A 9,311-nucleotide genomic window follows, 5' to 3' on the forward strand; every position below is an offset into this window, starting at 1 on the left:
GTTAATATCTTGGTGCAATCTTCTAATGAAGTAGCAGAATCTATTCTCGAACAAACTGAGGGCTTACACCAAATTAATACATCTATCTCACAAATAGAGACTCAAACACAACAAAATGTTGAAATCGCACATACGACAAACAACATCACGCAAGAAGTCAATGTCATTGCCACAGAAATTCTTGATAATGTGGGGAAAAAGAAATTTTAAGACAATCTAATCCCCTAATCCAATGGGGATTAACACACTAATTAAGAGTCTAGCCACTACAAAGATGGAGATTTATGTAAGTATGCCTTTGATAGCAATGCTAAAACTCGGACATCTTGCATAGCACAAACCACAAGCACTGCACCGCTTTGAATCTATTTCAGGATATAATCCTCCACTAAAAATAACCGCGTTTTCTCCACAAACATCTTTGCAACTCATACACGGAGTCTTTTGCCACGCCAAACATGTAAGAGGATCAATACAAACCTTGGCTGCAATAGTAGAAGGTTGTTGTGTATGTGCTATTTCTAAAGGTGCCTCATCGCCCCATAATTCTTGACATGCGTGAGCACATTGCTCACAAAATACGCAACCAGCAATCATAAAATTAAGATATGGGGTGCTATTTGCACTCTTGATAATAATATGTTCTGGGCAACTTGTGGCACATTTTCCCTCACATTGCACACACTTATGTAGTGCATGGAGATTCTTCACATAAGGCAAGGGGATAAAATCTGCCTTCTTCCCAAAAGTCGCACTAAACACACCAAAAATTCCACCACGCTTTTGCATATCTAACCTTGTGTAATATTTTCTAAAAGTTCAAATTCTATCTGATCCCCATAACGCACAATAAGTGCATCAATGCAATAAGGCAATCTTGAAGGATATTTGGCAAGATATATACGTACCGCCTTTTGTACCTTGACAATCTTGAGGGGAGTGATATTAAATACAGGATCAAACCCTACACCACTCTTAACTTCTATAAAATGCAAGAGGTTTTCACGCTTGGCGATAATATCAATCTCACCATAACGGGCGAAAAAATTACGCTCAATAATTTCAAATCCTAAGCTCTCAAGATATGCGCAAGCATCGCTTTCAGCCTGCGATCCCTTAGCTCTGCTCATAACACTTAGTCTTGTATACGGATTTTATAAGGCTCACTAAGCACACTTGAGAGAGATGTAAAGGCTGCTAAGGCGTTGTTTATATCCGATTCTTTACTTGTATGTGTAGAAAACAAAAGTTTTGCTACTCCCTTATCTTGATGTTCTTTTTGTAAAAATGCCTTGATAGAGATATGATTATCCCCTAGAATCTGTGCGATTTGACTTAGCACCCCGGGCTTATCTTGTGTATAAAGGCGAATATAATATTTAGAAAGAATGTCTTTTGAAGCTTTTAAGCTAAGAGAGGTTTGGATAGATTCTGAAAATCCAAGCATACTAGAATGCGTATCACGTGCAATTTCAATAAGATCTGAAATTACAGAACTTGCCGTAGCCTCACCACCAGCTCCAGCACCATAATACATACTCTCGCCAACACAATCCCCTAACACACTAATGCCATTCATCACACCACTTACCTTGCCAATCATACAATCTCTGTTAATAAGCGTAGGGTGCACACGCAACTCAAGTGTGTCCTCTTGTCGCTTGGCAATACCTAAGAGTTTAATCACGTAGCCAAACTCTTTGGCAAACTCCATATCATCAGTGGTGATATCCTCAATCCCTTCAATCAAAATATCTTCAGGCACTGCATTAATACCATACGCCAAAGAAGCAAGAATAAGGAGCTTTGCACCAGCGTCATAGCCATTAATATCTAGCGTAGGATCAGCCTCGGCATACCCTAAATCTTGTGCTTCTTTAAGTGCATTTGCAAAGCTTTTGTTATGCTCAAACATTTGTGTAAGAATATAATTACTTGTGCCATTTAAGATCGCATTCAACGCCAAAATATGATTTGACCCTAACCCATCTTTTAATGTGCGAATGATAGGAATCCCGCCACCCACACTCGCTTCAAAGCCTATAGGAATATCCCCTGCAATTTGCTCTAGCTCAAAGCGATGATAAGCTAACATAGCCTTATTAGCAGTGATGAGCGCCTTACCTTTTTGAAGTGTCTTTTTGGCAACTTCATAGGCATCATGCACACCACCCATTAATTCTAAAACAACATCAATGCTTTCATCTTCTAGCACATCATTTATGTCCGTACTAAGAGGTATCACATAATCACCAAGTCTCTCTTTAGCTTTGGTAATATCTCGCACCACACCTTTTTTTAGACAAAATTCCGCACCTGCACGCGCATTAATAAGAGCTTTGTTCTGCTCTAGAATCTTAACAACCGCACTTCCTACTACACCAACGCCAATGATACCTATGTTCAAACTTCGCATACAATCCTACTTATCTTTTACTTTGTATCTTCAAAACGCTTCAAAAATACTTTGAGATTACGCGCAGCTTGGCGAATGCGCTTTTGATTTTCAATAAGTGCGATACGCACATATCCTTCACCATGATGTCCGAATCCAACACCCGGACTTAATGCAATTTTTGCTTCCTGCAACAATTGCTTACAAAATTCCATACTGCCCAAATGCTCCACCACTGATGGAATCTTTGCCCAAATAAACATACTTGCCTTTGGTTTTTGAATCTCCCACCCTGCATCTTTGAAAGATTGTATCAAAACTTCCATACGCGTTTGATATTTTTCTTTTATCTCTTCAATACAACTTTGATCACCATCCAGAGCAATTGTAGCGGCTATTTGCATAGGTGTGTAGATTCCATAATCAAGCCAACTTTTGATTTTTTGCAAAGCCTGCACAATCTTAGAATTACCTACAACAAACCCTACACGCCACCCTGCCATATTATAGGTTTTGCTTAGCGTATAAGTCTCTACTGCGACATCTTTAGCACCTTCAATCTCCAAAATACTTGGTGTTTTATAATCCCCAAAACATAATTCAGCATACGCAATATCCGAAATAATATAGAATCTCTCTTTTTTAGCAAGTGTCACAAGACGCTCATAAAAGCGTTTATACACAATTGTTGTAGTCGGATTGTGTGGGAAATTTACTACAACAAATTTTGGTTTTGGCACATTTTCACAAAGTGTTTGTGTCAAAGAAGCAAAGAATTCCTCCTCATCAAGCTCCATATTTTCATTCCACTTGATAGGAAAATTATGCACATTTGCACCATTAAGAATAAAGGCATAAGAATGAATAGGATACGCTGGTTCAGGCACTACAGCACTATCACCGGGATTTGTGATGGCTTGGATAAGATGTGCGTAACCCTCTTTGCTTCCCATTGTTACACATGCTTCAAGTTCGGGATCTAAATCCACATTATAAGTGCGTTTATACCAATTACAAATTGCTAAACGAAGTTTATAAATTCCCTTACTTACAGAATAGCCATGATTTTTTGGTTTGTTGGTAGCCTCACAAAGCTTATCAACAATATGTTGCGGAGTGGCACCATCTGGATTACCCATAGAAAAATCAATCACATCTTCGCCATTTTGTCGCATTTGTAGCTTAATTTCATTTATCGCAGCAAATACATACTTTGGCAAACGCTTTATTTTTTCAAATTCGATCTCATCAAACATTCTTGACTCCTTTTATAACCTAATCATACTCTACATTAATGCCATTTCTAAGATTCATAGGATTATTCCCATCGGTAATCATCACAAAACTTACGCCCTGTGGGACTTTGACACTCACGCTTGTTTTAGAATCTTGGCTCAAAATCGAATCTAAGATTCGCAAATTTCTATCATAAAGCACGATACGAGGATACCATTTAGATTGTGCAGAAATTTTCATCTTACCTTGTGTTTGGAGACTAAGCCAATATTGACCAGAAACATCGCGCAAGGCGAGGGGTTGATTGATAAGCAAAAGTCGCGCATTTGGAATCTGTGGATTATCAATCTCTAAGAGATATTCCCAATTTTGTGCATTCTGGTGTTTGATGTCAATACAGCGTATTCCGCGCTTTTCTAACTCACTCATAATAATACTAAGATCGGGCGTGTGTTCAGTTACAAACACAAAGCTAAGCGAGGTAATACCATTGTTGTAATCTGCCTTTTGAACATTAAAAAATGCATATCCCATACTAGAGAGTATGTCATTTATCGTGCGCGTTAGCAATATCGGACTCGTACGTGCAACAAAACTAAGTTGTACCTCAAGAGGACTTGGAAATTTAAGAATAAGCAAACCATTATTTTTAAGTGCTTGGACAACATTTTTCATATTAATGCCACCATTGATATAAAAAAGACTTTTATCACGAAAAATATTTTGGATAAAATTTGCATTTATTTGGTAGTTTCTCTCACCGATGAGATTTTTTATTTTTTCATCAAGCACATCACCCCAAAGTAATTGTAAACACAAAATAAGCACAAAATATTTTTTCATCCACCAACCTTGCATTACCAATTATCTTGAGGGTGAAGCCGTCTATATGTAGCATAGTTTATTTCTTTAAGAGATACGCCATCATAATAAAAACGCACAAAATTTTGCGTCCTGTGCTGGAATGTTTGATTATCTACCAAACTCTCAAAATCACTATGTCCAAACACAAAAATATAGCGCCTATCAAGATCAATATCATAAGTGTTATTAAGATTAAGGTGCGTAGATTTATTATTGGTAAGATCGACTACACCCACCCACAACGCACTATTTGGCATAATAGTAAGTTTTGAAATAGGTTGAGGCAAGACTCTATCTACAATTTCTCGCTGTGGAAGTTGCTCTGGAAGTGGTGTTTCTTTTATAGAAGTTTGAGGATTCTGTGGTAATGCATTAAAATCTATATAGATTCCATCATAATCACTTTTGTTACTAGCTTGAGTGTTTGTAGCGTCTTGTGAATCTGGAGAATCTACAAGAGATTGGGATTGCAAATCCTGATCTCTTGTCGTCTTGTTACTGGATGTTTCATCATTAGTTGCCTCATTGTCAGATGAAGTATGGCTAGTTTGTATTTCCTCTAAGATAACAATCTCTGAAGGTTGTGGTTTTGGCATATCAACCTTTCGTGCAATAGATGCTGGCTTCATAAACATCTTGTATCCCAAATACAACACACAACCCACTACAACAGCACCCAAAAACACAAAAAATACCACATTTGCTACATTGTTTTTTTGTTCACTAGCAGGCTGTTTGATGTTTGTTGTTTCTTGTAAATCCTTTTTAGGAAGTTTCAAATCTTTAATCATTGTCGAAACTTCCTTATGAGCTTTGGGTGTTTGAGACTTTTGTTTAATATCAATATCTGCAACAGAACTTGCCTTAGGAGCTACTTCTGGCTGTGGATTTGGTTGAGAAATTTTGTTATGATAGAGTGCGTACTCTTTGAGCCAATCGGACAAATCAAGTCCATATTCACGCTCCAACATACTCACAAAGCCTTTAGCGCGCACATCTTCTATCTTGTCAAAACGCTTTTGTAAAATATCATCAATTTTATTTGTAGCAAGTCTTGTTGTTTTATTAATTTCCTTAATACCAATTCCTTTGAGATACTCAAGTTGCTCATCTAATGTTTTATCTTTCATTACTAACCCTTAAGCAATAATAATCTGTGTAACAAAATAACACACGCGTGTGCTACATTTAACGAATCAAAAGTGTGTGCCATAGGAATACTGAGCATTGTATCTAATTTTTTAGACACTTTGGCACTAAGCCCCTCTCCCTCGCTTCCCATAAACAACGCCCATTTTTTGTATTGTGATTTCAAAGGAGTTATTATATCTTGTTTTTGCGAATTTAGCGATGTTTGGGATAAGGATTGTGACACAGATGAGAGGCATATGTTTGCCTGCATAAAACTATGGATACTCTCCCCTGCCATATCAGCACCAAAAAGCCTAAAATCCGCCATTTTTAGCTCATTAATACAATCAAGCGCACGCGGAATGACACAAAATGGCATATCCAAAAGTGCTCCTGCACTAGATCGCATAATGCCTTCTAGAGCATTTTTTTGCAAATTTACATCGCACAACACCACGCCTGTAACTCCCAATGCATAAGCACTACGCACAATTGCACCTATATTGCCCACATCACTTAACCCACACAATATCGCTAGCGTATCAAGCTCAAGCATAGAACGTATGTCTTTGTTAGGTTCATACATAACCTGCAATAATACACCCTGATGATTGCGTCCGTGTGCGAGGGCTTGGGCTTTTTTGAAATCCAGAATCTTTATGGGTTTATGTGTTTGTTTGAGACGCACAAATTGATCTTTTGGCAAATCTTTAGCAACATAAATTTCTTGAATCTTTTCCTTGTGATGTGCCAGCACATAGTTTACAGGCCGCTTCCCAAAAACAATCACAACTATTCCTTATGATAAAAGCGAAGTGTCTGCAGTATCGCTAGATTCTCTGTGGGCTTTAATCATAGTAGATTCTAAAAGCTCTTGGTAACACTCCTTGACATTTCTTTGTGTCAAATGTGCAAGAATCTTAGCCTTTGCTTTTGGTGTTATATCGAGTGCTTCTACCTCGCTTAAACATAAGCTTGGTTCTTCCTTGCTTTCATCTACAAGGCATAACACCCACTCTCCAAGAATCTTTGCCCCCTCTAGTTGTCGCAAAATTTCTGTAGCATTACCAAAAAACCTTGCTTGATGAATCTTGCTAAGCTCCTTGCATACGCACAAATAAGCGTTTGGTAATATAATCTCTATGTCTTTGAGACTTTGGAGGATTCTGTGTGGACTCTCATACCAAATGCAAGGCACACCAAGCATGGCATAATGTCGGAGGGTTTGCTGTCTTTGGGATTGTTTGTGAGGTAAAAAACCACCGAAGAAAAAGCCTTGAGATTCGATACCACTAGAGGCAAAACACACATTAAGAGCACTTGCACCAGGCAAAACATCATATGCTATGTCATGAGTGATGCACCATTGCACGAGTTTCGCACCTGGATCACTGATAGTAGGCATACCCGCATCACTTAAATACACAACATTTTGACTAAAAAATTCCCGATCAAAAGCCTCTAATATGTGTTCTTCATTATGAGAGTGCAATGAAATAAAGCGTTTATGAGAGAGTGCTACTGAATCCAGCAAATCACCAAAAAGAGACCGCTCTAAAAGCAGCATATAGAGTTTTTTTGTTATGCGTGTATCTTCACACAACACAACTTGTGCTTGTGCAAGAGCCTGCAAACTCCTAAGGCTAATGTCTAAAAGATTACCGATAGGGGCTGGGAGGATCGTAAGCACAACACAGAATTATTTGAGATTATACTTTTGGCGGAACTTCTCTACTCTACCTGTCGCATCAGCGATTTTATCACTTCCTGTATAAAATGGATGACAAAAACTTGAAATATCAACGCGAAGCTGTGGTTTAGTGCTTAATACTTCAATTTCTTTGCCACTTGTAACACAAGTTACCTTGCATGGAACATACTCTGGGTGAATACCTTTTTTCATCTCCAAACCCCTTTTTAAGAAAGTAGTTTTAAAAATTCAGGATTGTAGCAAAAAATTATTAAAAAACTTTTAAATCGCCATTAAGAAAACGATAACCATACACAAGTTACAATCACTCTAAATTCTATGCAAGGCTATAAAAATCATTTTGAGACAAGGTAACACTGGTGCAGTATTTTGATATATTGAGTATTTTTAGTATCGCATTTATTTCATCACTAGGGCATTGTGTAGGTATGTGTGGAGGATTAGTTATCGCCTATACACGCGCCAAGATTCATAACTCCCATGCTCTAGCACACAATGCTTTTTTGCACTTTTTATATGTCTGTGGGCGTGTGTGTATGTATATGCTTTTAGGGGCAATCTTTGGAAGTTTTGGTGCAATCTTTACACAAAACATGCACATAAAAGCCATTGTGGGCATATGCGTAGGTGTGCTCTTGCTTATATTTGGGTTTGCATATTTGCTATTTCCAAAGTTTTTGAGAATCTTTGAATTTTCCATCTTTCCTACTAATCCCACCTCGCAAGATTCCACACAGATACAATCCACCCAAAAGCATGGCTTTATGATTTTTAGATTTTTTACCTATTTGCTTACATCACGCTCCATGTTCTCATATTTTTTACTAGGTATATTAAATGGAATCTTGCCTTGTGGCATTGTGTATTTTTTTCTCATTAGTGCCATAGCGATCGGTAATGCTTTTAGTGGGGCTATGATAATGGGAGTTTTTGGACTTGCAACTGCTCTTGTTATGTATCCATTTGCGCTCTTTGCATCAAGTCTCATGCGTATCATAAAACCCGCAATTTTTAATACTTTAGCTGGATTGTGTATGGTAGGTTATGGCGGCTGGGGAACCTTTAACAATATCGCGCTACTTTAAAATCTCTGTAACCTAACATTTCCCCAGATCCCTACAACACAAACCTCTAACATATCATTTAGAATCTCATACTAGAATACCGACTTTTATCTAACCCGAACGACAAGGAGAATAATATGCGAGAAGTACTTACGCTACAAGCACGTTACAATCAATTTGCCAATGACAATATGCTAAAGGTTTTAGAAACACTAAACCCTAGTGACCTCCAAAAAGATGTCGGTGTGTATTACACCTCAATCATAGGCACCTTTATTCATATTTTGGAAGCTGATATAGCGATTTTGTTAGGCATCATCAATTCTTATGCACCAAATCCATTAGATACCAAAGACTTGCAAGACGCTCTTGCTAGTGGCTTACAAAATAACAACTTTGAATCTCTTATCACTCTGCGCAAACAAGCAGATAGACTTATCATTGATCTTGTAGATTCAATCGCGGATTTTAGTGCTGTGCGAGAACTTTCATTTCCTGGTATAAGCTTTAAAAAATCCATTGCACAATATTTTTTGAGTATCCTTAATCACGGCACACATCACAGAGGGCAAATTGCTGCGATATTAGACATTATGAATGTACCAAATGATTTTGCCGGTATGTTAGGTATGTAATGTGGCTCTTACATTAAAGAGTCACATGATGCCCTCAAATTTTTTGTATTCCTTCTTTATGTTTCTTAATGTAACATAATATGTTTCCCTACCTTAAGGGAAAAACTCCTTTTTTCACACATTAGATTCAAAAAAAATCCTACATTTTAGTGAGAAATTGAATATAGTCACTAGTCTAATTTAAAACTTTTTGCTTACAATAAAAGGCAGGTTACGATTTGAAGTAATCTTAGATTGGGAAGCAAAGGAGAAAGTTACATGAGTGCTGGAAAAAA

At 37.6% G+C, this 9,311-nt stretch carries 11 protein-coding genes and 1 pseudogene; 3 read left to right on the plus strand and 9 right to left on the minus strand.

Annotated features, from left to right (window positions below):
* A pseudogene (locus tag C6H22_RS00895) lies at nucleotides 1-210 on the plus strand (methyl-accepting chemotaxis protein); the annotation flags it as partial.
* A 72-nt stretch (nucleotides 211-282) separates the two neighbouring features.
* Here the strand turns inward: C6H22_RS00895 and C6H22_RS00900 are convergent.
* The 9 genes from C6H22_RS00900 to rpmE are packed head-to-tail and all read right to left on the minus strand — an operon-like array spanning nucleotide 283 to nucleotide 7,529.
* Nucleotides 283-789 carry a 4Fe-4S dicluster domain-containing protein gene (locus C6H22_RS00900; protein ID WP_104693465.1) on the minus strand — a complete coding sequence of 169 codons (507 nt, stop codon included), beginning with the start codon at nucleotides 787-789 and terminating at the stop codon, nucleotides 283-285.
* A 2-nt stretch (nucleotides 790-791) separates the two neighbouring features.
* Entirely contained in the window at nucleotides 792-1,130 is a 339-nt protein-coding gene (locus tag C6H22_RS00905) for a YraN family protein (protein ID WP_104693466.1), read from the minus strand.
* 5 nt (nucleotides 1,131-1,135) lie between these two features.
* On the minus strand, nucleotides 1,136-2,416 hold the full coding sequence (locus C6H22_RS00910) for a homoserine dehydrogenase (RefSeq protein ID WP_104693467.1): 1,281 nt from the start codon (nucleotides 2,414-2,416) through the stop codon (nucleotides 1,136-1,138).
* Nucleotides 2,417-2,433: 17 nt separating this feature from the next.
* Entirely contained in the window at nucleotides 2,434-3,651 is a 1,218-nt protein-coding gene (locus C6H22_RS00915) for an LL-diaminopimelate aminotransferase (protein WP_104693468.1), read from the minus strand.
* A 19-nt stretch (nucleotides 3,652-3,670) separates the two neighbouring features.
* Nucleotides 3,671-4,474 carry a hypothetical protein gene (locus C6H22_RS00920; protein WP_104693469.1) on the minus strand — a complete coding sequence of 268 codons (804 nt, stop codon included), beginning with the start codon at nucleotides 4,472-4,474 and terminating at the stop codon, nucleotides 3,671-3,673.
* Between the two features lie 14 nt (nucleotides 4,475-4,488).
* Nucleotides 4,489-5,625, minus strand: a complete 1,137-nt coding sequence (locus C6H22_RS00925; protein ID WP_104693470.1) for a hypothetical protein — start codon at nucleotides 5,623-5,625, stop codon at nucleotides 4,489-4,491.
* A gap of 2 nt (nucleotides 5,626-5,627) precedes the next feature.
* Nucleotides 5,628-6,416: a TrmH family RNA methyltransferase gene (locus C6H22_RS00930; RefSeq protein ID WP_104693471.1), complete on the minus strand. Its 789-nt coding sequence runs from the start codon at nucleotides 6,414-6,416 to the stop codon at nucleotides 5,628-5,630.
* A gap of 9 nt (nucleotides 6,417-6,425) precedes the next feature.
* On the minus strand, nucleotides 6,426-7,316 hold the full coding sequence (gene rsmI / locus C6H22_RS00935) for a 16S rRNA (cytidine(1402)-2'-O)-methyltransferase (RefSeq protein WP_104693472.1): 891 nt from the start codon (nucleotides 7,314-7,316) through the stop codon (nucleotides 6,426-6,428).
* A 9-nt stretch (nucleotides 7,317-7,325) separates the two neighbouring features.
* A complete protein-coding gene (gene rpmE / locus C6H22_RS00940) occupies nucleotides 7,326-7,529 on the minus strand; it encodes a 50S ribosomal protein L31 (RefSeq protein WP_095627477.1) in 204 nt (67 codons plus the stop codon).
* A gap of 167 nt (nucleotides 7,530-7,696) precedes the next feature.
* On the opposite strand from rpmE, the gene C6H22_RS00945 reads away from it, so the two are divergent.
* Nucleotides 7,697-8,422, plus strand: a complete 726-nt coding sequence (locus C6H22_RS00945; RefSeq protein WP_104693473.1) for a sulfite exporter TauE/SafE family protein — start codon at nucleotides 7,697-7,699, stop codon at nucleotides 8,420-8,422.
* Between the two features lie 116 nt (nucleotides 8,423-8,538).
* A complete protein-coding gene (locus C6H22_RS00950) occupies nucleotides 8,539-9,036 on the plus strand; it encodes a DinB family protein (RefSeq protein WP_104693474.1) in 498 nt (165 codons plus the stop codon).
* Nucleotides 9,037-9,311: the final 275 nt, after the last annotated feature.

Source organism: Helicobacter equorum (assembly GCF_900198655.1).
Classification (GTDB): Bacteria; Campylobacterota; Campylobacteria; order Campylobacterales; family Helicobacteraceae; genus Helicobacter_F; species Helicobacter_F equorum.